General features: G+C 61.3%; 26 protein-coding genes and 1 pseudogene. 13 read left to right on the forward strand and 14 right to left on the reverse strand.

Translation table 11 applies throughout. The annotated features are described in order from the left end of the window. Positions 1–5: 5 nt before the first annotated feature. Positions 6–488 carry a DUF7984 family protein gene (locus tag O2S87_RS07025; RefSeq protein ID WP_475408088.1) on the reverse strand — a complete coding sequence of 161 codons (483 nt, stop codon included), beginning with the start codon at positions 486–488 and terminating at the stop codon, positions 6–8. A 250-nt stretch (positions 489–738) separates the two neighbouring features. Between O2S87_RS07025 and O2S87_RS07030 the strand changes: the two genes are divergently transcribed. Then, positions 739–2,664: a beta-CASP ribonuclease aCPSF1 gene (locus O2S87_RS07030; protein ID WP_475408089.1), complete on the forward strand. Its 1,926-nt coding sequence runs from the start codon at positions 739–741 to the stop codon at positions 2,662–2,664. Positions 2,665–2,707: 43 nt separating this feature from the next. Here O2S87_RS07030 and O2S87_RS07035 read toward each other — a convergent pair whose 3' ends face one another. Further along, complete coding sequence (locus tag O2S87_RS07035) at positions 2,708–2,878, reverse strand: HVO_0758 family zinc finger protein (protein WP_475408090.1); 171 nt, start codon at positions 2,876–2,878, stop codon at positions 2,708–2,710. Between the two features lie 110 nt (positions 2,879–2,988). On the opposite strand from O2S87_RS07035, the gene O2S87_RS07040 reads away from it, so the two are divergent. The 4 genes from O2S87_RS07040 (at position 2,989) to O2S87_RS07055 (ending at position 6,558) form a co-directional block, all read left to right on the forward strand. After that, positions 2,989–4,146, forward strand: coding sequence for an MFS transporter (locus O2S87_RS07040; RefSeq protein WP_475408091.1), 1,158 nt, complete (start codon positions 2,989–2,991; stop codon positions 4,144–4,146). 62 nt (positions 4,147–4,208) lie between these two features. Next, on the forward strand, positions 4,209–5,375 hold the full coding sequence (locus tag O2S87_RS07045; RefSeq protein ID WP_475408092.1) for a glycosyltransferase family protein: 1,167 nt from the start codon (positions 4,209–4,211) through the stop codon (positions 5,373–5,375). Between the two features lie 43 nt (positions 5,376–5,418). Continuing rightward, positions 5,419–5,934 (forward strand): DUF7109 family protein, encoded by a 516-nt coding sequence (locus tag O2S87_RS07050; RefSeq protein ID WP_475408093.1) that lies wholly within the window; start codon positions 5,419–5,421, stop codon positions 5,932–5,934. A 24-nt stretch (positions 5,935–5,958) separates the two neighbouring features. After that, positions 5,959–6,558: an NUDIX hydrolase gene (locus O2S87_RS07055; RefSeq protein WP_475408094.1), complete on the forward strand. Its 600-nt coding sequence runs from the start codon at positions 5,959–5,961 to the stop codon at positions 6,556–6,558. A gap of 51 nt (positions 6,559–6,609) precedes the next feature. Here O2S87_RS07055 and O2S87_RS07060 read toward each other — a convergent pair whose 3' ends face one another. Further along, a complete protein-coding gene (locus tag O2S87_RS07060; protein ID WP_475408095.1) occupies positions 6,610–7,149 on the reverse strand; it encodes an Hsp20/alpha crystallin family protein in 540 nt (179 codons plus the stop codon). Then, positions 7,146–7,304: a DUF7559 family protein gene (locus O2S87_RS07065; RefSeq protein WP_475408096.1), complete on the reverse strand. Its 159-nt coding sequence runs from the start codon at positions 7,302–7,304 to the stop codon at positions 7,146–7,148. Before O2S87_RS07065 ends, O2S87_RS07060 begins: the two co-directional genes overlap by 4 nt. 104 nt (positions 7,305–7,408) lie before the next feature. Here O2S87_RS07065 and O2S87_RS07070 point away from each other — a divergent pair, with 104 nt between their 5' ends. From O2S87_RS07070 to O2S87_RS07085, 4 genes are all read left to right on the forward strand, one after another. Then, on the forward strand, positions 7,409–9,130 hold the full coding sequence (locus O2S87_RS07070; protein WP_475408097.1) for a radical SAM protein: 1,722 nt from the start codon (positions 7,409–7,411) through the stop codon (positions 9,128–9,130). A gap of 18 nt (positions 9,131–9,148) precedes the next feature. Beyond that, entirely contained in the window at positions 9,149–9,961 is an 813-nt protein-coding gene (locus tag O2S87_RS07075) for an MBL fold metallo-hydrolase (RefSeq protein WP_475408098.1), read from the forward strand. Further along, positions 9,958–10,644, forward strand: a complete 687-nt coding sequence (locus O2S87_RS07080) for a YkgJ family cysteine cluster protein (protein ID WP_475408099.1) — start codon at positions 9,958–9,960, stop codon at positions 10,642–10,644. The genes O2S87_RS07075 and O2S87_RS07080 overlap by 4 nt, the downstream gene beginning before the upstream one ends. A 66-nt stretch (positions 10,645–10,710) precedes the next feature. Then, a complete protein-coding gene (locus O2S87_RS07085) occupies positions 10,711–11,118 on the forward strand; it encodes a TRAM domain-containing protein (RefSeq protein ID WP_475408100.1) in 408 nt (135 codons plus the stop codon). A gap of 28 nt (positions 11,119–11,146) precedes the next feature. Here the strand turns inward: O2S87_RS07085 and O2S87_RS07090 are convergent. The 7 genes and pseudogenes from O2S87_RS07090 to O2S87_RS07120 all read right to left on the reverse strand — a co-directional run bounded on the left by O2S87_RS07090 (position 11,147) and on the right by O2S87_RS07120 (position 17,571). Further along, positions 11,147–12,381, reverse strand: a pseudogene (locus O2S87_RS07090) (tripartite tricarboxylate transporter permease). 107 nt (positions 12,382–12,488) lie between these two features. Next, positions 12,489–12,824: a 50S ribosomal protein P1 gene (gene rpl12p / locus O2S87_RS07095; RefSeq protein WP_475408101.1), complete on the reverse strand. Its 336-nt coding sequence runs from the start codon at positions 12,822–12,824 to the stop codon at positions 12,489–12,491. 18 nt (positions 12,825–12,842) lie between these two features. Next, positions 12,843–13,889, reverse strand: a complete 1,047-nt coding sequence (locus tag O2S87_RS07100; protein WP_475408102.1) for a 50S ribosomal protein L10 — start codon at positions 13,887–13,889, stop codon at positions 12,843–12,845. After that, the gene (locus O2S87_RS07105) at positions 13,889–14,530 is read right to left on the reverse strand and encodes a 50S ribosomal protein L1 (RefSeq protein ID WP_475408103.1); all 642 of its coding nucleotides are present in this window, start codon (positions 14,528–14,530) and stop codon (positions 13,889–13,891) included. Before O2S87_RS07105 ends, O2S87_RS07100 begins: the two co-directional genes overlap by 1 nt. 330 nt (positions 14,531–14,860) lie before the next feature. Further along, the gene (locus O2S87_RS07110) at positions 14,861–15,349 is read right to left on the reverse strand and encodes a 50S ribosomal protein L11 (protein WP_475408104.1); all 489 of its coding nucleotides are present in this window, start codon (positions 15,347–15,349) and stop codon (positions 14,861–14,863) included. Positions 15,350–15,474: 125 nt separating this feature from the next. After that, positions 15,475–16,377, reverse strand: a complete 903-nt coding sequence (locus O2S87_RS07115) for a DMT family transporter (protein ID WP_475408118.1) — start codon at positions 16,375–16,377, stop codon at positions 15,475–15,477. A 129-nt stretch (positions 16,378–16,506) separates the two neighbouring features. Beyond that, positions 16,507–17,571, reverse strand: coding sequence for a M20/M25/M40 family metallo-hydrolase (locus O2S87_RS07120; RefSeq protein ID WP_475408105.1), 1,065 nt, complete (start codon positions 17,569–17,571; stop codon positions 16,507–16,509). A gap of 179 nt (positions 17,572–17,750) precedes the next feature. Here O2S87_RS07120 and O2S87_RS07125 point away from each other — a divergent pair, with 179 nt between their 5' ends. Beyond that, on the forward strand, positions 17,751–18,011 hold the full coding sequence (locus O2S87_RS07125; protein WP_475408106.1) for a hypothetical protein: 261 nt from the start codon (positions 17,751–17,753) through the stop codon (positions 18,009–18,011). 78 nt (positions 18,012–18,089) lie between these two features. Continuing rightward, on the forward strand, positions 18,090–19,040 hold the full coding sequence (locus O2S87_RS07130; RefSeq protein WP_475408107.1) for a zinc-dependent metalloprotease: 951 nt from the start codon (positions 18,090–18,092) through the stop codon (positions 19,038–19,040). 4 nt (positions 19,041–19,044) lie between these two features. On the opposite strand, the gene O2S87_RS07135 is transcribed toward O2S87_RS07130, so the two are convergent. The 3 genes from O2S87_RS07135 to O2S87_RS07145 form a co-directional block, all read right to left on the reverse strand. Next, positions 19,045–19,269: a hypothetical protein gene (locus O2S87_RS07135; RefSeq protein WP_475408108.1), complete on the reverse strand. Its 225-nt coding sequence runs from the start codon at positions 19,267–19,269 to the stop codon at positions 19,045–19,047. Then, positions 19,269–19,700, reverse strand: coding sequence for a nuclear transport factor 2 family protein (locus tag O2S87_RS07140; RefSeq protein WP_475408109.1), 432 nt, complete (start codon positions 19,698–19,700; stop codon positions 19,269–19,271). Before O2S87_RS07140 ends, O2S87_RS07135 begins: the two co-directional genes overlap by 1 nt. Positions 19,701–19,799: 99 nt before the next feature. Beyond that, entirely contained in the window at positions 19,800–20,504 is a 705-nt protein-coding gene (locus O2S87_RS07145; RefSeq protein ID WP_475408110.1) for a class I SAM-dependent methyltransferase, read from the reverse strand. 199 nt (positions 20,505–20,703) lie between these two features. On the opposite strand from O2S87_RS07145, the gene O2S87_RS07150 reads away from it, so the two are divergent. Beyond that, positions 20,704–20,976, forward strand: a complete 273-nt coding sequence (locus O2S87_RS07150) for a MarR family transcriptional regulator (protein ID WP_475408111.1) — start codon at positions 20,704–20,706, stop codon at positions 20,974–20,976. Between the two features lie 84 nt (positions 20,977–21,060). Next, positions 21,061–21,984 carry a glycosyltransferase family 2 protein gene (locus O2S87_RS07155; RefSeq protein WP_475408112.1) on the forward strand — a complete coding sequence of 308 codons (924 nt, stop codon included), beginning with the start codon at positions 21,061–21,063 and terminating at the stop codon, positions 21,982–21,984. Position 21,985 lies beyond the last annotated feature (1 nt).

Genomic DNA, 21,985 nt, shown 5'->3' on the forward strand with positions numbered 1-21,985 from the left:
ACTGGTTACGGTACGGAAAACGGACTCTCAGTCTCGCGCCACTCCCACCCCGGCAGCCGCGTCTGGAATCCCGCCGCCAGCGCCGCATCCAGATCGTCGACGCCCGCCTTCTGTCCGTCGTCGCCGTGGGTATGGATATCCGTGAAATGAAACGTCGCCTGCGCCAACAGCGCCAGCGGCTGGCCTCCAGCGATCGTTGCGGCCAACTCTCGACCCAAGATCTCGTCGACGATGAAGCCCGGATAGTCGCCCTCGACATCCAGTTCTCGCAGGAGGCCGACGTAGCCCGCGACGTTGACCGCCACCTCGCCGTCGGCGAACACCATGTCGACCTCGTTTTTATAAGCAGCTTTGCTCACGGAGTCGACGTCGGTTTCGAACAGTGTTCCGAGCCGGTCGCGGGTCTCGTTGATGATCGGGACGACCGTCGGCGCGCGCTCGCGGACCCACCTGTACTCGGCGTCGACACGCTGGGATGTGAGATTCATATATCGACCCAGAATCGCAGTTCGCTTACGTCTTTGCGAAGGGTTTTATAACGAGGGTTGTATACTGTCGAGTAAGCGGGTTTTCACTGTCTGTTCCCGCAGTCGCACCTATCGAAGAGTCCTTTGAGAGTATGTTCCATACCGACCACCGCTCGCGGACCACAGTACACCGAAACGTGCTGGCAGCGACCGCCACTAAGCGGTCGACGATAGGGAGCCACGCCCGACACAACACGAATTTCTTCGACTTATGAGTTCAGTAGACAAGCAGCTCGACGATTTGAAAGCAGAGATCGACACCGAGGTTCCGGCCGATATCACCGTCTCCGGCGTCACCTACGAGGGCCCGGAGCTGGTGATCTACACCCCTCACCCAAAGCGGTTCGCCCGCAACGGGGATCTCGTCCGAAACCTCGCCAGCAAACTCCGAAAACGAATTACGGTTCGACCGGACCCCGAAGCGCTCTCCTCGCCGAAAGCCGCCGAAGACGAAATCCTTTCAGTGATCCCTGATGAGGCTGGTGTCACCGATCTCGATTTCCACCAGGACACCGGCGAAGTCGTCATCGAGGCGGAAAAACCCGGCATGGTAATCGGTCGACACGGCTCGACGCTCCGCGATATCACCAAACAGGTCGGCTGGACTCCCGAGGTCGTCCGGACGCCACCGATCGAATCGTCGACCGTCTCCAACGTCAGAAACTTCCTCAAGCAGGAGCGTGACGACAGACGCGATATTCTCGAACGCGTGGGTCGACAGATTCACCGCGAGGAGATCGGCCGCGATCAGTGGGTCCGCATCACGACGCTGGGTTGCTGCCGTGAGGTCGGACGCGCGAGTTTCATTCTGTCGACTGCAGAGACGCGAATCCTCATCGACTGCGGCGACAAACCCGGCGCGGAGGGTGAAGTGCCCTACCTACAGGTGCCCGAAGCCCTCGGCTCAGGAGCCAACTCGATCGACGCCGTCGTTCTCACTCACGCCCACCTGGATCACTCGGCACTACTGCCACTCTTATTTAAATACGGCTACGACGGCCCGATCTACTGTACGGAGCCGACACGCGATCTGATGGGCCTCCTTCAGTTGGACTATCTGGATGTCGCAGCCAAAGAGGGTCGAGCCCCACCCTACGAATCCGAACAGGTCCGCGAAACGATCAAACATACCATCCCGCTCGAATACGGCAACGTGACCGATATCGCACCGGACGTAAAAATCACGTTCCACAACGCGGGCCACATTCTCGGTTCAGCGGTCACCCACTTCCACATCGGTGACGGCCTCTACAACGTCGCCTTCTCGGGCGACATCCACTACACCGACACCCGCCTGTTCAACGGTGCGGTCAACGACTTCCCCAGAGTCGAAACGCTCGTCATGGAGTCGACGTACGGCGGTCGAAACGACTATCAGACCGATCAGGAAGACTCGGAAGAAAAACTGCTCGAAGTGATCAACGAAACCTACGACGACGGTGGGAAGGTACTGATTCCGGCGTTCGCCGTGGGACGATCACAGGAGATCATGCTCGTGCTCGAAGAGGCGATGCGAACCGGCAAGATTCCGACGATGCCAATCCATCTCGATGGGATGATCTGGGAGGCGACCGCGATCCACACCACCTACCCCGAGTACCTTCGCGACGACCTCCAGAACCGAATTTTCCACGACGATCAAAACCCGTTCCTCGCCGAGCAGTTCAACCACATCGATGCCGGTGAAGAAGAACGGCAGGAGGTCGCAGATGGTGATCAGTGTATCATCCTCTCTACCTCCGGGATGGTCACTGGCGGCCCAATCATGTCGTGGCTTCGTCACGTTGGGCCCGACCCGGACTCAAAACTCGTCTTCGTCGGCTACCAGGCGCAGGGAACGATGGGTCGACGGATCCAGAACGGCTGGAACGAGATCCCGATGAACGACAGCTACGGCGGTGGTCGATCGAACACACTCAAACTGAATCTGGGCGTCGAAACCGTCGACGGCTTTTCAGGCCACGCGGATCGAAAAGGGCTGATGGATTTCGTCCGGACGATGAACCCACGACCCGAAAAAGTACTCTGTGTCCACGGTGACGAACGCTCGGTTCAGGACCTCTCGTCGGCGCTCTACCACGAGTTCAACATGCGGACGTTCGCACCGAAAAACCTCGAAACGTTCCGATTCAGATAGTTGCTGTCGACGCTGCAGGACTCTCACCGCTCGGCGAACTCGTTTAGCGCAGTTCTTTCCACTCTCTGGCGCACTCCGGACAGGTCCGGACCGAAAAGACCTCGTCGGGGTCGTTTGCCTTTTTCAGCGTTTCTCCACAGCCTGCGCAGATAATTCGCCCGTAGTTGTCTTTGTCCAACTCGCCCTCGCGGAGTCCTTTCCGAGTCGACTTCATTGGAACGTGGTAGGAACGCCACCGTAAAAACCTCTTGGCTGTGGAGAACTGTTGAACATCGGAACAATCGAGTCGAAACGTTTGGGATGGGGGCCTCCGACCAGTCGAGTGTGTCCCGTCGTCGACTGTTCGGCTCGCTCTGTGGGTTCGTCTTTCTGGTCAATCTCGCCCGGATCGTTTTCGCCCCACTGCTGGACGTCTTCATCGTCGAGTTCGCTATCGGCGAAGAGACTGCGGGCTTCATCGCGACGCTGGCGTGGATCGGAAGTGCGTCGCTCAGACTGCCGGCCGGGTGGCTGCTAACCCGTGTCCCGCGCCATTGGGTCGTGCTCATCTCCGGCGGAGTGCTCACGACCTCTGCAGGGCTGGCAGCCGCAGCCGTCACGGTTCCACAACTGATGGCTGGCGCGTTTCTCATGGGAATCGCCTCGGGGAGCTACTTCGTGGCGGCCAACCCGCTTTTGAGCGAGCTGTTTCCAGAGCGCATCGGCCGTGTAATGGGAATTCACGGCACCGCCAGCCAGATCGCCGCCGTGATCGCCGCGCCGTTCGTCGCACTCTCGGTGATTGTCGACTGGCGACTCTCGTTCGTTCTCATCTCGGTCGCCGCCGCGGGCGTGACCCTACTGACATGGCAGGAAGCCAGGAAAACCGCGCTTCCGGCAGTGGGTCTCGATGATCAGTCGGTGCTCGGTGCGGCGCGCCGCGAGTGGAAGGTGATCCTCACCGGGATCGTCATCATCGGGGCTGCATCGTTCCTCTGGCAGGGGCTGTTCAACTTCTACGAACTCTACATGCGCGCGAAAGGGTTCGCTCCGAGCGCCGCAGAGGGAATGTTGACGCTCGTGTTCGCTGCGGGCGTTCCGGCCTTTTTTGTCGGCGGCCAACTCGCCGACAGACTCCCGATCATCCCGTACCTGCTAGGGATCTTGGGGTCGTTCGTCGGCTGTGTACTGCTCTTGGTGAGCGCCGAAGGGGTAGTGGCACTCGTCATTGCGACGACGATGATCGGCTTCGTAATCCACACGCTGTACCCAGCGGTCGACACCTATCTGTTGGCGACACTGCCGGACGAGAGTCGGGGAAGCGGCTACGCAGTGTTCAGCGCGACCGCGATGGCTGTTCAAGCGACTGGCTCGGCGGCGGTCGGCACGTTGGCCGAAAGCGGAATGGGATACGACCTGATATTCGCCCTGTTCGCGCTCGGGTTGGGACTCTGTGTGGTGGGGCTCGGGGTCGGCTGGCGGCTCGACAAACTGCCGTCGTGAACCGGCAACGAGCCGCCGAACCGAGGGGCATATCCCCGAACAGTTCCTATGCAATCCAACGAATGGAGTACGTCCAAGAGCGGATCACAACGCTCCACGAGCTGTGTGCGCCCCAGCCGACTGGACCGACCGACAGAACGGCGGTCGTCGTCCCGATGACCGAACGCGAGTACGGTGGACTCGCAGCCGAGAACGTTCTCTCGGAGCTCGCCGCAGTCGACCCCGGGCGAGTCGTGATCCCGCTTCGAGCCACACCCGAGACGGTCGAGCCGTTTTGCGAGTGGGTCGACAGCTTCGATCTCTCGGCGACGGTGTTGTGGTGTAGCGGCCCACGCGTCGACCGGCTGCTTGCCGACCACAGCCTCGACGGTGAGGCTGGAAAGGGCCGAGACGTCTGGCTCGCACTCGGCCAGGTTCTCGACTGGCCGTACGTCGTCTGCCACGACGCCGACACCAAAACCTACGACCGGTGGGACGTGCCGCGCCTCCTCTTTCCGCTCGAACACGGCCACTCGTTCAGCAAGGGCTACTACGCCCGCGTCGAGAACAACGCGCTGTTCGGTCGGCTGTTTCGCCTGTTCTACGCGCCGCTGGTTCGAACGCTCGCCGACGAAACCGATGCGCGAGTGATCGACTACCTCTCGGCGTTCCGCTACGCACTGGCTGGCGAGTTTGCGGCAACGGGCGAACTTATCTCGAAGCTTCGTGTTCAGCGGTCGTGGGGGCTCGAAATCGGGACGGTAGGCGATGCCTACCGGCACGCAGGCTTCGAAAGAACGGCCCAAGTCGACCTCGGGGCCTACGAACACGACCACCGCGCGGTCAGTGGACCCGCGGGCCTCTCGGAGATGAGCGGTGCGGTGGGCGATGCCCTCTTTCGCGTTGCGAGCGAACACGGCGTCGACCCCGAGTACACCACTCTCCCGGGGCGGTACCGGTCGGTTGCCGCCCGGTTCGTCGAGCAGTACGCGGTGGATGCGGCGTTCAACGGCCTCAGTTACGACAAGAGCGACGAGCTCGCTCAGGTCGACGCCTACAGCGCGACGATCAGCGAGCCGAGCGTCGACAGCCGGCTCCCCGCGTGGAGCAACGCACCGGTTTCGCCGGCGGCGGTCGCCGAGGCCGCGGCCGCCGACCGGGCGGCCGCCAGCGCCGACCCGAACGCGATTTCGGCGAACGGCTCGCAGCCGAGACTCGACGAGCCGACCGACCAACCCGGTCGACGGTGAGAAGGCGACAGACCGATACAGTCGCCCGACCCAGACAGAACATATGTCGACCACACACGACGAGTTGGCGGGCGTCGTCGATCTCTTCGGTGCACTACGGCACGCCGAACTCGCCAGCGCGCTGGCCGAACTCGCATATAAACAGGGGACACACGTCGACGAACCGGCGCTACATGCGGCGATCGAAGCCGCCATCGACTCGTATGCGCTCGTCGAGTTCGAGCCCGTTGAATCCGATCTCTACGAATCCGGACCTGTCGAGGGCGAAGGTGGTGGCGATCCGCTCGTGGCAGTCGGTCCGACCGCGTTTCCCAGCCTCCCGCCGAATGCCGAGGACCTCCCGCACATTCTCGACGTCGAGCGGCGCACGGTCGACCGCGACCGACTCGCCGACCACGTCTGCCAGCGGCTCAGTTCGGAAACCGACGGTGTCGTCGAGGCCGATAACGCTGAGCGCGCCGCCGAGTTGTTGGATGTAAGCTACGATATCGAGGCCTGGGCAGCCGTCGAGACAGCCGCAGTCAGATCGAAACTCGAACCCCTCCTCCCGCAGGATTAAGAGGACACCACCCAACGGAGAGATATGGACTTGACTGGCATACGCCAGTACACACCATCGGAGTTGGCCGATCCCGAGCGCGAGGCGGCGGTGCTCGCCCCGATTATCCGAACCGCCGGGCACGACGAGATCCTGTTCACCAAGCGGTCGGAACACCTCGGCACCCATCCTGGCCAGATGAGCTTTCCGGGCGGCGGCAGAGAGCCCGAAGACGGGAATTTGGAGGCGACGGCGCTCCGAGAGGCCGACGAGGAGATCGGTCTCCGACCCACAGAAGTCGGCGTTGTCGGCGCGATCGACGACATCGAGACGGTCACCCGATACATCGTTCGGCCGTTCGTCGGCGTCGTCCCCGATCGACCCTACACGCCCGACGAGTACGAGGTCGCCGAAATTGTCCGGCTGGCGGTCGACGATCTCACCGACAGCGCAAACTACGAGTCCGAACATCGAAACCACCCCCAGTATGGGCCGATACGCATCCACTTTTTCCACGTCGACGGCTACACCGTCTGGGGAGCGACCGGCCGTATGCTGGCGCAGTTGCTCGAACTCACGACCGACTGGGAGGTTCCCCAAGAGGTCGACCGAGTCGCCGATCCCGATGCCGAACTACCGATTTAAATGGATATAATACAGTCGTTTTCGCACGGATTCATCTCGAGTAGGAACTCCCTACTGTGAGCCGTTCGGGTCGTCGGACCGGTCGTCGATATCGATCTGTGTCGAGTCGGCAGCGTCGGCATCGCCCCCGGTGTCTGACGGTCGAGTCGGTGTCTTGTCGGCCCCAGCGTCGACCGACTCGTCGGTGACGGCCACTGTCCGTGCCTCCTCTGATTTCGGAACGCGCACCTGGAGCGTCCCCGAGCGCGTGAGTGTTGCCGCAGGGTTGGCACTCGCGGCGGTGACGCTGGCGTCGTCGGGGAATTTTGCGGTTCCGGAGAGCGTCAGTCCACGGCCAGGGAATCGCATCTCGAAGCCCTCGTAGAACTCCCGAAAGCGATCGATTCTGACTTCGAGTTCGTTGTCCATAAACCGGACCTGAATGTCGTCTTTCGTTGCGCCTGGCGCGTCGAACACGACGAGATACGCCTCGTCGGTCTCCAACAGATCGTAAGCCAGCGGTTTGCGTTCTTGGACCTGTCCGAATCCGCGGCCGACCTGTTCGAGTATCGTATTGATCGCTTCCTTGCCGTAGTTTGTCAGCCGGTTCATAGTTCGATCTCCGAGAGGTCGGTGCCGCTCTGGCAGTAGGGACAGACTAACTCGGCTACCTCGTGGTCATCCGGGACGTCGTAGGTGTAGTGGACTTCGAACATGTCGAGTTCGCAGTCCGTACTGTCACAAATAACTTCGACCGTGGCAGGCATACTCGAATAGAGGGTCGCCACAGGCATAAATCACGTGGAGCCTGAGAGTTCGACCGAGAGCCCAGACCGCACGGTTTTAGCGCGTCGACGCCGAACGTCGTCGTATGACTCACCCGTCGGATCTCTCGGTCACCATCGTCGACGGCTATGTCGACGAGCCGGCGCATTTCGGTGTGCCACCGTACATCTCGACGTATCCACGCTTTACCGCTGGCGCACTCGTCGACGCTGGCGTTGCCCAGTCGGAAATCACCTACCACACGATCGACGAACTCCGTGAGGAGAAACGAAAGTGGCGGGCGGTCGCCGAGGCTGATCTCTTTATCTATGTCGGTGGGATGACCGTCCCCGGCAAGTACGTCGGTGGGACGCCTGCCGAACCGGACGAAGTCCGGGAGTTGGCCTGGGTCGCCAACGGCACCTCGGTGCTCGGCGGACCGGTCCGGTTCGGCGTCGGCGACGAGAACGCCGGGGCGACCGAAACCCAACGCCGGGATTTGGATTACGATTTCGTGGCGAAAGGCGACATCGAGGCCGCCGCCTACGATCTGGTCGACTCCGGGCTCGAAGGGTTCAACAACCGAATGCGGGACAACGACGAACTCAGCCGCTGGGCCCCCGGCGGCGCATTCATCGTCGAACAACACCCCAACCATCCCGACTATCTGATCTGCGAGATGGAGACCTCGCGTGGCTGTGCCTACCGCTGTTCGTTCTGTACCGAACCGCTGTACGGGAATCCGGCGTTCCGCACCGCCGACGCCGTTGTTCGGGAAGTCGACGAACTGTCGAACTACGGTGTCAAACATTTCCGGTTGGGTCGACAGGCCGACATTCTCGCCTTCGGTGGCGACGGTGAGGCACCGAATCCCGACGCGCTTCGTCGACTGTACGGCGGCATCCGAACGGTCGCGCCCGACCTCGAAACGCTCCACTTGGACAACATGAACCCGATTACGATCTCCAAGTGGCCCGAAAAGAGTCGGGAAGGGATTCGGATCATCGCCGAACACAACACCCCTGGCGACACCGCCGCCTTCGGACTCGAATCGGCCGACCCCCTCGTCCAAGCAGAAAACAATCTCAACGTTTCGGCCGAGGAGTGTTTCGAAGCCGTCAAGATCGTCAACGAGGAGGCGGGCTGGCGACCCGGCGAGGCGTCCGAGGCGGCTCCGAGCCACGGCGACTCGGCGGCCAACCGCCTCCCCAAACTCCTGCCGGGAATCAACCTTCTCCACGGCCTGAAGGCCGAACGCGAGGAGACCTACCAACACAACCGCGAGTTCCTCCAGCGCGTCTACGACGAGGGGTTGATGCTCCGGCGGATCAACATCCGGCAGGTGATGGCGTTCGACGGCACCGAGATGTCGGACACGGGCGCGCAGATCGCCCAGGAGCACAAAGAGCTATTTAAATCATACAAAAAAGAGATCCGCCAGGAGATCGACCAGCCGATGTTAGAGCGCGTTACGCCGCAGGGTACCGTCCTCCCGGACGTCCACCTCGAATACCATCAGGACGGCCGGACGTTCGGTCGACAACTGGGCACCTATCCCCTCCTCGTTGGGATTCCGGGCGAACACCCGCTTGAGACGACCATCGACGCGGTCGTCGTCGACCACGGCTATCGGTCGGTAACCGCGGTTCCCTACCCGCTTGATGTCAATAGCGCGAGCATGAAGGAGCTCGAAGCACTCCCTGGCATCGGTCGACAGCGCGCTGGCGACATCATCGTCGGCCGACCGTACGAAACCGCTGACGACGCTGGCGAGACGATCGATCTAACCACGTACGTTACTGCGAAGCCGCCCCAGCAGGCCGACTGATCGCTGCCCTCCCTCACTATGACTCAGCAACCGACACCGGCAATCACGCACCTGTCAGTCCCCACAGACACCCTCGCAACGACCGACCAGACGAACGTGTATCTGGTCGACAGCGACGAACCGCTGTTGGTCGACCCCGCCGGCCGACACGCGGTGATCGACGACGCCATCGCCGACTGCCAGCCCGAACACATCACGGCGACCCACTGCCATCCAGACCACACCGCCGGGCTGACAGCTTACGCCTTCGAGACGGACGCCACGGTCTGGTCACCGGTCGGTTACGAGAACCGGTTTGCCCAGTCGACCGGCGTCTATCCGGCCCGCACGTTTCGGGACGGTTACACTGTCGGTCCGGCGACCGTCATCGAAACCCCAGGTCACGCCAGCGACCACACCGCCTTCGAGGTCGACCTCGACGACGGTCGACGTGCGATACTCACCGGCGATCTGGTCGTCGACGAGGGAAGCGTCTTCGTCGGCGGACCCGACGCCGACATGGCGGCGTATCTCGACTCACTTCGACGGGTTCGCGAGCGCGAACCCGACGTCATCTATCCCGGCCACGGCCCCGTCATCGACGAGCCACACGCGGCAATCGACCGGCTGATCGACCACAGACTGCGGCGCGAGCAGGCAGTCGTCGACGCGATGGCCGGCAGTGCCGAAGAGGTCGACGAAATCGTCGACCGAGCCTACGAAAAGGACATTTCAACGGTGTACGAACTGGCCCGCAAGACGGTGATCGCCCACATCGGTAAACTCGCGGCCGAAGGTCGCGTTCGCTGGGACCCCGAGACCGAACAGGCGACGTTGGTGGCCGACAGATGAACTCGCTCGAAACCGAACTCGAACGCGCCCACGACCTCGATGTCTCGGCGTTGGCCGATGCTATCGAGACGATCGGCTTCGAGTGCACCCGGTGTGGGGCCTGCTGTAAGGGGTACGAGCCTGATGAGCCGGGGGCCACCGAGAATACCGAGCGCGAACCACACACGGCGACCGTCTTTCCCGATGAGGTCCGCGAGATCCAGGACACCGGCGACTACGACTGGCGAGACGTCGCCCGGCCGATGCCCTACGGCCTGACAATGGGCGACGATGGCCCCGAGGGTGAAACGTTCGAGTGGGCGCTTCAGACCGACTCCTGTGGCGACTGTACGTTTTATACCGAAACGGACGACGGTACCGGACACTGTGGCGTCCACGCGGATCGGCCACTGATCTGTCAGACCTATCCGTTTAGCGTCGACCTCGGCGGGACGAGCCAGCCGATGGGCGAGGCGGTCGACGAGGAAGGGATGGTTCGCGCCCACGAATGTGAAGGACTTGGCCGCGATATTTCGAGAGCAGAGGCCGAAACACTCGCGAGCGCGCTGAAAGAGCGAGCAATACGAGAACTGGAGGAAGCAATCGGGGTTCGAGAGAGCTACGAACCGAGAGCCACCGAGGGCGTCGTGGTTCACGATTCGGAGGGTGCGAAAACCACGGATGGTCGACCACTCGACGACTAAGCTCGACATACAATCCATCCTGTCACTTTATTATGTACCATGAGAACAGGGAGATAGAGGTATATTATGGAAATCTCAGATAAACTCCTCTGTTTGTTCAGTGCTGAAATAACCGAAGAAGACGACCGCTACCTCGTCGAAGTGCCGAAACGTGAGGTTGAGACGGGTTCGATCGAGGCTGGCGACACCTATCGGGTTGCACTTATCTCTCGCAACACCACCGAATCGGACGAACCGTCAGAGCCGTCGACCGCAAGCCGTCCGTCGAGCGAGCCACAGCCCCCGGTCGAGGCCGGCGAACTCCGCTACGTCGAGATCGAAGACATCGGCAAGCAGGGCGACGGTATTGCCCGCGTCGAGCGTGGCTACGTTATTATTGTCCCGGGTGCCGACATCGGCGAACGCGTCAAAATCGAGGTCGCCGAGGTCAAATCCAACTTCGCGGTCGGCGAGATCATCGAAGAAGACCTGTAGCTCTCGACTCCCTATCCGTTCTCGCTTTTTAAATCATCAGTGGCCCGATTAGCACGCCCATCAGGTGGACGCGGCGCGCACCGAACCGCGGCGGAACAAGGCCGAGTATCGTCGACACGCCGAAGACGAGAACCCCAAACAGGCCGGTAAACCCGAACGAAAGTACAGAGAGAAACACCAACACGGCCACCGAAACGTGCGTGTAGTTCAGTCGACCGACTGTCAGTAGATACCGATCGCCGACCGCCACCACGAGAAGGGTCCCGCAGGCCGCCCCGACGACAACGGCGGCCAGAAGCACTGGAATATCAAGGGGGACGTCGGTCGAGTCGACCGCAACCATCACCCCGGTTCGTGGCGTGCCGAGCGCAATCAATGCTAAAAGGGCGAACACGGTGTTGACCGTGTTCGCACCGCTGGTCATGACGATAAAGCCGCGGTCGCTGTCTCGGTTGGGAACCGCTGGCAGGGCCATCACCGACGCGATTGCCGATGAAACGCCCGGGAGATAGCCCACGATCGCCCCGGCGACCGATCCCGCTCCGGCGGTGAGACCCAGATCCTGGCGCGTCATCGTGAGTTTCGCATCGGCCTGTGGTGGAACACCGCCACCACCCATCGCGTCCAGAAGGATCGGTGCACCAAAGAGCCCAGTAAGGAGGGGCGTGAGCATGCTCCCGGCATCGAGCGGCGCGTCGGGAGTCACATCGAGTGTGACCCAGCCAAGCGCAGCGGCGAGGCCGAACGACAGCAGCCCGCCGACCATCGCCTCAGGCGTCGACTCGGTGACGACGAGCAGACAGACGACCGCCCCAAGCACGATCCAGAGGTTGGCTCGTATCATCGGATAGGCGTGGGTCATCGCCCACGTGATCGGGCCGCCAGCGGCAAGGCGATCACGACTGCGAGTCCGCTGCCGACTGCTGAGAGTCTGAGGGCTTCCCGACCACGATCTTCAAGGACGAGTCGGTGGCCAGGAAGCGCAGAGATCGCCATCGCGGCGTCCGGAACCCCGAGCGTGAGCATTGGAACGATATCCAAGAAGGTGTGAACGACACCCGCGGTGAGCATCGCCACGCCAACAAAGAGCGGATCGGCGGGAATCGAGGCTGCAAACGCTGCAAGAAGGAGGGCGAAGTTGTTGGCGTGAAGCCCCGGGATGAGGCCGCTGGCGGTACCCAGAGCGATACCACCGATCGCAAACCCGAGAAACGAGAGCACACTCTGAGGGTCGACGGCTACCTGTAATCCAACGATCTGCAAACCACTCACTGTTGACCGCACTGGTCGCGTGTTAGCATTTAAACCTCCGGACAGTGCGGTCGCTCAGCCTGTTGCGATAAAAATAACGGATCTGTGAGTCGACGCGCTTAGCCGAAGAGGTTGCCGAGGCCCTCGCCGTCTGCGTCGTCGTCCTCGTCTTCGTCTTCTTCTTCGGCTGCGGCTTCCTCTTCGGCTTCCTCGGCTTCGTCAGCCTCGTCGGCTGCGCCTGCGTCGGCTGCACCGCCAGCGCCGCCTGCGGCGGGAACAGCAGCGGCCGTCTCGATGGCCTCTTCGATGTCGACGTCCTCGAGGGCGGCGACGAGCGCCTTGACTCGGGACTCCTCGACGTCGACGCCTGCTGCGTCGAGCACTGCGGTGATGTTGTCTTCGTTGAGCTCTTCGCCGGTCTCGTTCAGGATGAGTGCTGCGTAAACGTATTCCATTGTTGTGATTTCCTTGGGTTAGAAGAGCGTTCCGAGCGCGTCGCCGTCGTCTTCCTCGTCGTCGGCGTCTGCGTCGGCCTCTTCCGTGTCTTCGTCTGCCTGTTCGTCGTCTGGCTCGGCGCTCTCGTCGGCTGCGTCGGCCTCGTCAGCGTCGGCAGCAGCGGCTTCGATCTCGCGGAGCTCTTCTGGAAGCGCCTCCGGATCGTCGATCTGCGCGACGAGCGCACGGACCTGTGCGTCGGCTTTGCCGACGAGGTCTCCCATCACGTCCGGGCTCTCGACGGCTCCGGCGAGCGCGACGGATTTGGCCTGACCGGTCGCCTTCGCGATAAGCGCTGGCGCGGTCTGGGTCGTCGGGTACTCCGCGTTGATCGAGAGGTTGCGGGCCGCGGCGGCCGCCGACTGAATGTCGGCGCGGTACTCGTCGACATCGATCGCGAGTTCGTCGGGCGAGAACAGCACGCCTTCGGAGTACACGCGTTTGAGATCGAGGCCGACCTCTTTGGGCTCGATGCCCATCTCGCTCAGCACGCCTGCGAGTTGTTGGTCGACGACTTCGCCCTCCGAGAGGACGGTGCTGTCCGAAAGCACCTTGATCGAGCCGTCTTGAATCCGGGCGTCAGCACCGATCTGCTGGAGTTCACCAACGAACGGACCAGGGTCGACGCCGGTGTCTCCCTCGGGGATGACGACGTCGTTCGGCGCGACCTCGCCCGCGTTGATCGGTGCGGGGGTTTTCGAGGCTTCGAGCTGTTTGAACAGGCCAAAGGGGTTGTCGTTCGTCCCGATAAGCGCAACCTGTCCGGCGACAAAGTCGGTCAGCTGCTCGACGCCATCGTTGGCCTCTTCGAGTGCGCGCTCGACGAGCGTGTTTCGGCTCATCCGAACGGCCGCACTGCCGTGCAGATCCCGGCGCATCGCCTGAAGCTGTCGGCTTGGAATGCCTTCGACGCCGACGATGCCAACCGACGCGTAGCTCGAAATGAACGCGACGAGTTCGTCTACTTCGTCTTGCTTCCACTGGGGAATCGTCTCAGTCTTGCGGACGGATTCGCTCTGGCTCATTAGGCGTTCACCTCAACAGCAGGCCCCATCGTCGTCTTGACGTAAATCGAGTCGAGATTCAGTGGGCCTTTTTCGAGGTTCGCTTCGAGTCGACGGATGATGACGTCGATGTTCGACGCGATATCGTCTTCGGACATGTCGTCGGCTCCGACACGGGTGTGGAACGTTCGGCGGTCGCGCGAGCGAACCTGCACCGTGTTTTTCATCCGGTTGACGGTTTCGACGACGTCGTCGTCGGGCTGGAGTGGTGTCGGCATTTTACCGCGGGGACCGAGCACGGTCCCGAGGTAGCGGCCGATGTCCTGCATCAGGTTGGCTTCCGCGACGAAGAAGTCCGTCTCGTCTGCCAGATCCTTCGCGGCGTCGGTGTCGTCGCCGAGCTCTTCGAGATCGTCGCTCGAAAGAACCTCGTCGGCAACGGACTCCGCTTGCAGGGCTGTTTCACCCTCGGCGAACACGATAATCTGTGTGTCCTGGCCGGTTCCGGACGGGAGCACGATGCTCTCGTCGACGCGTTTCGATGGGTCGTTAAGGTCTAAATCACGCAGATTCACCGCGAGGTCGACGGTCTCTCGGAAGTTCCGAGGTGGAGACTCGTCGAGCGCGCGAGAAACTGCTTGTACTATTGTATCGTCTGCCATTATTCACCTCCGTAGTACGCAGGATGCTGCTCCTACGGGTCAGTGACACAGGCTACGCCTGTCTCATCGGAAGGTGGCGAATCAGCGGTATAAAGCCGTCGAACCCGATTCGACCGTCTGGGGGTGTTTCACACGCTTTTTACCACAGTTTGCAACGACCTGTCAACACGACCGTCTGTATCGGCAGTGTCAACCCTAGTAGAAGATATCGACCAGTGTCGAGATGCTATTCGACAATATAAATACGAATTATCCAACCCTCGCACTGCGCTTTGACGACAGTTTCCACTCCACACTGTAGAAACGAACCCGAAAAATCGAGTAGAGAACTTACGCGGCGGCTTCGTCGACGAGCACGTCGTCGTAGTCGCCAGCGTCGACGCGCTCTTTGAACGTTCGTGCGTCCTCGCCATCGATGGTGACGCCGAGGGTCATACAGGTGCCGCTGACCTCTTTGGCGGCGTTTTTGACGTCGTACGAAAGCAGGTCGGTCGACTTCTGCTCGGCGACCTTTTTGACCTGTTCGACGGTCATGTCGGCGACGAAGTTCTCGTGGGGCTCACCGCTGCCCGAGGAGAATCCGGCCTCGTCTTTGATCAGTTCGGATGTCGGTGGGACACCGACTTCGATGGAAAACGAGCCGTCGTCTTCGTATTCGATGGTGACGGGGACTTCCATGCCGTCGAACGCGGCGGTCTCGTCGTTGATCTGCTGTACGACTCCTTGGACGTCGACCGGGGTGGGTCCGAGTTCCGGACCGAGCGGTGGGCCAGGGTTGGCCTTCCCGCCAGGGACGAGTACTTCGATAGTTCCAGCCATATCCAGATGAAACCGGTCTCGGCTTTTAACGGTTGTTTTTTCCGTCGCTCCACGCGTGAGTGTGACATAGCACCACGACCAGACGTGGTTCGGTGTTGACACGTCGAGACGACTGTGGGAATAATTCAGTCGGAAACGTCCTCGGTCCGAGCATCGCTTGGCGTCGACTCACGGCCTCGATCCGATGCGGTGTAGTAGATTCCGACCAAGACGACCAAGCCACCGATGACCGTGAACTGGGTCGGTGTCTCCGCGAGTACGACGAGCGCAAGCAGCGTCGCGCCGATCGGCTCGCCAAGCAGCGAGACCGAGACGACGCTGGATTCGAGATGCGCGAGCGCCCAGTTGATCACCGTGTGGCCGAGCAGTCCCGGCCCGAGCGCGAGGCCCGCGAAGACCAGCCACTCGCGGGCCGGATACCCCGACAACGGATGGCCCGCCGCGAGGACGACCGTCAGCAAGGCTAGCGTGCAGACACTGTAGACGACGACCACGTACGGGACGAGCGCAACGCGCTGGCGGAGCGACCGTCCGGCAAGGACGTAGCCCGCGGCCATGACCGCACCGAGCAGTGCCAGCGCGTTGCCATATAACGGATCAGGACCGACCAGGACACCACCGAGAAGGTCGCCGAGCGACATGGTTGCAATGCCGACGACCGCGATGATGATCCCCAGGACCATCCGACTGGTGACGCGTTCCCGGAGCAGGAACCACGCCCCAAGAGCGACGAAGATAGGCTGTGACTGAACGAGCGTGACGCTCGCGGCGACGCTGGTCCACGCGAGGCTTTCGAACCACGAAGCGAAATGAACCGCCAGCGCGAGGCCCGCGAGTGTTGCGAACCCGAGGTCACGGGGCGTGATCCTACGGAAATCCGCCCGGTACTTCCAGCCAGCAACCGGGAGCAACGGCAGCGTCGTAAACAACACGCGATAAAAGGCTGCGACCGCGGGCGGTTCAGTACTGAGTCGGACCAGAATCGCCCCGCTGCTGATCGCACAAATGGCGACAACGAGGCCAGCCATCGGTGGCACGATGGGGTCGGTCGACTGCTGGTACCCGGAGTCAGTCGTCACAGTCCGTCTGTGGGAACGCTCCCACCGATACTGCTTGTAGATTCGGGTTGCTGTGGGAACCGTCTCCAACGGGCCGTCTCAGAACTCGACCGCAAACGAATCGACCTCGCCCGCATGCTCGGCGATTGCCCCAAGTAAGGCGGCTACGCCGTCGAGATCCTCGGTGTCGATTACTTCGATCGGTGTGTGCATGTAGCGGTTCGGAATCCCAAGGTTGAGCGAGGGAATCCCGCTCCGAGAGGTGTAGAAGGCGTCGGCGTCGGTCCCCGTTCTGGTGCCGGTCGCCTGGAGTTGGATGTCGACATCGGCCTCTTTTGCGGCCTGGCGAGCGAGGTCGACCACTCGTGGATGGTTCGCGCTCCCGCGTGAGACGACCGGCCCTTCGCCCAGTTTGACGGGCCCTTTGTGTTTGCCTTTCACGTCGGGGTTGTCGGTCGCGTGGGTGACGTCGACCGCGATGGCAGCGTCGGGGTCGAGATCGTAGCCAACCATCTGGGCACCCTTGATGCCGACTTCTTCTTGGACCGTACTGACGGCATAGATCGTCGCGTCGACGTCGTTTTCGACGGCCAGGCGCAGTCCTTCGGCCGCGCTCCAAGTTCCAACGCGGTTGTCCATCCCACGGGCAGAGAGTCGCGTTCCATGGAGCTCGAACAGTTCGGTCGAAAAGGTGATCGGATCGCCGATTTCGACCAGGTCTTGGGCCTCATCGATGTCCGCGGCACCGATGTCGACGAACTGTTCAGCGATCTCGTCGTACTCCTCGTTGCCGACGTCACGGAGGTGGATCGCGGTCTGACCGATTACACCCTGCACCGGGCCGTCGTCGCTGTGGATCGTGACGTGTTGGCCTTTCGAGATTGTACGGTCCGAACCTCCAATCCGGGCGATCCGCAGGAAGCCGTTGTCGTCGATGTCCCGGACAATAAAGCCGATCTCGTCGGCGTGGCCACCGAAGGCGATTTCGGGACCGTCGCCCGAGCCCTCGTGGACGGCGACCGCGTTGCCGTAGTCGTCGGTGGTCACCTCGTCAGCGAACTCGCTGACGTAGTCGATCCAGACGCGCTGGCCCTCGGTTTCGTAGCCCGATGGACTCGGCGTCGACAACAGCGATTCGAGAAACGCGCGGGGTGATTCGGTCATGTCTGTGGGAACAAACAGCACACCTATCAACGTGACGTTTTGCGTGGTCGACCAGCAAAAGATGTGTACGGACGCGTAATTGTTCCCAGCGTCGGTGTCTGGAGGTCTCACTAAATGCGATCGTATCGGTCCGCTGAAACGTCACAACCGATATAGGGAGGTTGCACGTATACCATTCTATGGGTAACATTACGCTGCTCGAACTCCACGTTCCCGACGGTGACATTCAACTCGGCCCGAAATCGCTTCGCGGCTCGAAGGGCGAATCTGGCGTCGACGAGATGACATCCGAATCGGCCGACGAATCGAGCAGTGGCCGGTCGATCGGCTCACTGCTGTTGGTCGTGGGCGTGATCGCCGTACTGGCCGTGATCGCAACGAAACTCCTCGGAGCCGAGGACGACGACGACGAGGAGATCGCTGGCTTCGAAGAGAGCTAACCGCACTCCTGGATACCGACTGACAACCAGTAGACAGTCGCGCACAAGGACTTTACTCGCGGGCCGCGAGCACATCACATGGATCTCTTTCGGAGCGTGCAGGCGGTCGCCGAGTCTGGAGGCAACGGCATCGTCGACTGGACGGCGGTCGCAGCGGCCGCCAAAGCCGCCACGCCACGCGGCGATCTCACGCTCAGCGCCGAGGAACAAACGGGCTACCGAACCGACGTTCGGGCTGCTCGCGACCGGCTCCGGTCGGTCGGCGAGGTCGACTTCGACCTTCCCGAGACGATCGAAATCCAGAACCGCCACCACTGGATCGACGCCAACATCGAGACCTTCCACCGGGTTGTCGAACCGTTGGAAACCCAGAAAACCATGTTTCCGGGGTTCTCGCGCGCAATAAACACGGGAACGATGGCAGTCACGCTCGGCTTTTTAGGGCGTAACGTCCTCGGCCAGTACGATCCGCTCTTGTTGGCCGACAGCGACACTCACTCGCTGTATTTCGTCCGACCGAACATCCAGCGGGTCGCCCAGCAGTTGGACGTCGACTATCCGCGGTTCCGGCGCTGGATCGCCTTCCACGAGGTGTCGCACGCCGCCGAATTCGGTGCGGCCCCGTGGTTGCCAGGGTATCTCGAAGACCGGATGCAACAGACGGTCGGTGCGCTCTCCGAAGGGAGCATCGATCGTGAGGCATTCAGAGAGCTCAACACCGCAATGACCGCCGTCGAGGGGTACGCCGAACTGCTGATGGATCGGGCGTTCGACGACGAGTACGTCGACCTGCGGGCGAAACTCGACGCCCGGCGAAAGGGTGGCGGCCCGTTCGTCCAGTTGATGCGACGACTGCTCGGCTTAGGGCTCAAACGCAAACAGTATGAACGCGGTGCGCAGTTCTTTGAGGCAGTCGCCGACGCCCGCGGGCTGGCGGCCGCAAGCGTCGTCTGGGAACATCCAGAGAACCTTCCGACTGACGATGAACTCGATAATCCGGGCCAATGGCTCCGGCGTGTCGACGCCTAGGGTGTCAACGGAGCGTCTCTCGATACGCTCGGAGGTTGTGCCGGACGTACCACAGGAGTCCAAAACCGATACCGAGCCCGGCGACGAACGCGACGGCCAGTTCGAGTGGTGTTGGACCGATCGCGAGTGACATGAGCGCCATCGACCCCGCAACCAAGAGGACGAATCCAAGCTTCAGACGCCTGTTTGCCGTTGTTTTTTGCGTCTCAGAGAGGCTCGAACCGACCATCAGCCGTCCCACGCGAACAGGTCGTCTTCGGCGCTGGCCAACTCGTCGTTCGGTGTTGATATATGAAGACTCACGAACCGCCACCCGTCGCTGTCGACGCGCCGTCGCAGAACCCCGGTCCACCGGGTATCGAACGAGTAGCTCATGTTCGTCTGAGTGTCGGTCCACGATAGCGACACCTGATCGCCGAACCACGCGACCGTCTCGCTGTCATCGACGGTGACGGCCAGATCAGTGCTCTTGACGGTCCACTCTTGGGTCGTTGCGGTCTGCTCGGAAAGCCCATCGGCAACATCAGCGTAGCCGACGTAGCGTTCGCTGAGGTCGACTGCGAGCGTCGTGGGTGATTCAGCAAAGAACTGCGAGAGCGACTCACCCGTTCTGAGCGCATCGTAGTAGGCAGACACCGTTTCGGCTGCGTCCTGTTTCATAATGGGCTCTCGACCGCCGGGGGCTTGAAATCAGTGCTCTTCAGTAGCCAGTGTATACCCGACCCAAGCCACTGTGTAGGAAGATCCTACTACGCGGGGTTACTTCGTGGTGTTCCAGTAGGAAACGGATGCAAGCGATTGACCCAGGGGTGTCGTACCGAACATCGTGTCGGCCGTTCGGAGCGGTTGGGCGATCTCACGTGGAAGCTGACGGTACAACCCGTACGGGAGAACGAAGTCGTGCGACTCTGTTTTGAGAGTGAGCTCCGAGTCAGCGAGTAGGCTCTCGACATCTCGACGAGAGTAGAGCCGCGACCCCATCGGCAGCAACCAATTGTAGATCACGCGCGTACTGCCGAGATTGAACGTATCGAAAAACACCTGCTCGTTCGAGACGCGTCGGAGTTCTCTGAGAAACGTGACAGGGCGGTCGGCGAGATGGAAAAACCGCATTGCGAAGACGGCATCGAAGTGATTGTCCGGAAACGGAAGTCGGGCCGCATCACCGCGCATGAACTCGACGTGGTCGTCGACGCCCGCGGCATGTGCTTTCTGTCGACCCTGCGTGAGCATCGCCGGTGAGATGTCTAGACCGACGATGTCGGCGCCCTGTTGAGCCATGAGGACCGTAAAGCGGCCGGTCCCACAGGCGACCTCCAGAATACGTTTGTCGTCGACCGGACCGAGAGCGGTAAGGACGGCCTCCTTTTCGCGGTGGTCGATAAACGCCCCACCTTCCGAAAAGCGCTTGTCGTCGTACTCCTCGGCGACATCGTCGGCCTGATACCACTCCTTGCCTTTCACAGTTACCGAAACTGCACACTCAAACACTAAAACCGTACTGGATACAGTCGACGGTAAACAATTGCCGAACACACGCTGGTGGGTGCCGTTTCCCCGGGCCGTTCTTCGGATTGTAAACTAGTAGACCCTTATACAATATGTATTGATTTGCGACATATGTAGCCAACCTTTACCACGTCTGCATCGGTCCTACGCTAGTATGAGCACTAGTCCGGTTGAGGCCAGCAGTCACATTGAACTGTCAGAAACGGAGTTTCGCGACCGATTACGCGAACTCCCACCGAGTGCAAAGCTGGTTGCCAAAGTCTTGGAAACCGACCAGCCGCTTTCACAGGGGCAACTGGCTGACGAATCGCTGCTTCCTGATCGGACCGTGCGATACGCACTCAACCGACTCGAAGAATCCGAACTCATCGGCTCGCGCTACAGTTTCAAAGACGCCCGCAAACAGGTGTACTATCTCAACAGCTAACTAAAACACGACCATTATTTCATCGGTTTTATTGCGAACGATAGCAATCCCCCATTTTATATATTCGCTCGCGAAATACCGGATATGCAGCTTTCGGTCGTCGTTCCCACGCTCAACGGGCGAGACCAGCTGGCATCCTGTCTCGATACGTTGGCAGCGGAGGCTCCTGAGGCCGAACTGATCGTTGTCAATGGGCCCTCTGCCGACGGGACGACCGGAATGGTGACCGACCGAGACGACGTCGACGTGCTGGTCGAAGTCTCGGCTCGAACGGTCAACGTCGCCCGGAACGCTGGCATCGAGGTGGCGACCGGCGACGTGATCGCGTTCGTGAGCTACGATCTCCGTATCGAAGAGACGTGGCCACAGGCGATTCTCGACGGGCTGTCCGAAGCCTCAGTGGTCACAGGACCAACCCATCGGACCGTCCCGGGCGGGATGACGACCGAATCAGCCGAGCGCCGACAGATCGCCGGCCGTGCGATAACCTACTTTTCTGGGAACAACGTCGCCTTTAAAAAGCCCGTTCTGGACGAGCTCGATGGGTTCGACGAGTATCTGGAGACCGGCGGCGCTCGTGATTGCGCCCACAGGTTGGCCGGAATGGACGTCAACGTCAGTTGGCAGCCCGAGATGAGCGTCCGCTGTGAGTACGAGGCCGATGGTGGCACGAAACAACGCGACTGGGGCTGGAAGTATCGAGCGCTCACCTACCGACTAAGCAAAAACTATGGCGTTCGACCGACGGTTCTCCGCCGAACGCTTGCACATGCCCTGGGCGATGCCGCCGGAGCCGCACGGGACGTGATTGGCGGTGAGGGACAGCCCACCGAGTGGTTCGGAACCGGTCGAGAGGTGATCGCTGGTATCGTAACCGGGACCTCGGACGGAATGGTCGCCCGAGCACGGGACCGTCAATCCTCTCGTAACCCTCACGGCATCTCGAAACGAGCAGACAGAGCAGTCGCGCGATACGACTGGCGGAAGTCAGAACCTACTGTCCGGTAGG

Source organism: Halohasta sp. A2 (assembly GCF_056175805.1).

What these genes read in the sequence shown, in the direction of transcription:
- O2S87_RS07025 (WP_475408088.1), bottom strand. Translation starts at nt 488, where the DNA reads ATGAATCTCACATCCCAGCGTGTCGACGCCGAGTACAGGTGGGTCCGC.
- O2S87_RS07030 (WP_475408089.1), top strand. Translation starts at nt 739, where the DNA reads ATGAGTTCAGTAGACAAGCAGCTCGACGATTTGAAAGCAGAGATCGAC.
- O2S87_RS07035 (WP_475408090.1), bottom strand. Translation starts at nt 2,878, where the DNA reads ATGAAGTCGACTCGGAAAGGACTCCGCGAGGGCGAGTTGGACAAAGAC.
- O2S87_RS07045 (WP_475408092.1), top strand. Translation starts at nt 4,209, where the DNA reads ATGGAGTACGTCCAAGAGCGGATCACAACGCTCCACGAGCTGTGTGCG.
- O2S87_RS07050 (WP_475408093.1), top strand. Translation starts at nt 5,419, where the DNA reads ATGTCGACCACACACGACGAGTTGGCGGGCGTCGTCGATCTCTTCGGT.
- O2S87_RS07055 (WP_475408094.1), top strand. Translation starts at nt 5,959, where the DNA reads ATGGACTTGACTGGCATACGCCAGTACACACCATCGGAGTTGGCCGAT.
- O2S87_RS07060 (WP_475408095.1), bottom strand. Translation starts at nt 7,149, where the DNA reads ATGAACCGGCTGACAAACTACGGCAAGGAAGCGATCAATACGATACTC.
- O2S87_RS07065 (WP_475408096.1), bottom strand. Translation starts at nt 7,304, where the DNA reads ATGCCTGCCACGGTCGAAGTTATTTGTGACAGTACGGACTGCGAACTC.
- O2S87_RS07070 (WP_475408097.1), top strand. Translation starts at nt 7,409, where the DNA reads ATGACTCACCCGTCGGATCTCTCGGTCACCATCGTCGACGGCTATGTC.
- O2S87_RS07075 (WP_475408098.1), top strand. Translation starts at nt 9,149, where the DNA reads ATGACTCAGCAACCGACACCGGCAATCACGCACCTGTCAGTCCCCACA.
- O2S87_RS07080 (WP_475408099.1), top strand. Translation starts at nt 9,958, where the DNA reads ATGAACTCGCTCGAAACCGAACTCGAACGCGCCCACGACCTCGATGTC.
- O2S87_RS07085 (WP_475408100.1), top strand. Translation starts at nt 10,711, where the DNA reads ATGGAAATCTCAGATAAACTCCTCTGTTTGTTCAGTGCTGAAATAACC.
- rpl12p (WP_475408101.1), bottom strand. Translation starts at nt 12,824, where the DNA reads ATGGAATACGTTTACGCAGCACTCATCCTGAACGAGACCGGCGAAGAG.
- O2S87_RS07100 (WP_475408102.1), bottom strand. Translation starts at nt 13,889, where the DNA reads ATGAGCCAGAGCGAATCCGTCCGCAAGACTGAGACGATTCCCCAGTGG.
- O2S87_RS07105 (WP_475408103.1), bottom strand. Translation starts at nt 14,530, where the DNA reads ATGGCAGACGATACAATAGTACAAGCAGTTTCTCGCGCGCTCGACGAG.
- O2S87_RS07110 (WP_475408104.1), bottom strand. Translation starts at nt 15,349, where the DNA reads ATGGCTGGAACTATCGAAGTACTCGTCCCTGGCGGGAAGGCCAACCCT.
- O2S87_RS07115 (WP_475408118.1), bottom strand. Translation starts at nt 16,377, where the DNA reads ATGGCTGGCCTCGTTGTCGCCATTTGTGCGATCAGCAGCGGGGCGATT.
- O2S87_RS07120 (WP_475408105.1), bottom strand. Translation starts at nt 17,571, where the DNA reads ATGACCGAATCACCCCGCGCGTTTCTCGAATCGCTGTTGTCGACGCCG.
- O2S87_RS07125 (WP_475408106.1), top strand. Translation starts at nt 17,751, where the DNA reads ATGGGTAACATTACGCTGCTCGAACTCCACGTTCCCGACGGTGACATT.
- O2S87_RS07130 (WP_475408107.1), top strand. Translation starts at nt 18,090, where the DNA reads ATGGATCTCTTTCGGAGCGTGCAGGCGGTCGCCGAGTCTGGAGGCAAC.
- O2S87_RS07135 (WP_475408108.1), bottom strand. Translation starts at nt 19,269, where the DNA reads ATGGTCGGTTCGAGCCTCTCTGAGACGCAAAAAACAACGGCAAACAGG.
- O2S87_RS07140 (WP_475408109.1), bottom strand. Translation starts at nt 19,700, where the DNA reads ATGAAACAGGACGCAGCCGAAACGGTGTCTGCCTACTACGATGCGCTC.
- O2S87_RS07150 (WP_475408111.1), top strand. Translation starts at nt 20,704, where the DNA reads ATGAGCACTAGTCCGGTTGAGGCCAGCAGTCACATTGAACTGTCAGAA.
- O2S87_RS07155 (WP_475408112.1), top strand. Translation starts at nt 21,061, where the DNA reads ATGCAGCTTTCGGTCGTCGTTCCCACGCTCAACGGGCGAGACCAGCTG.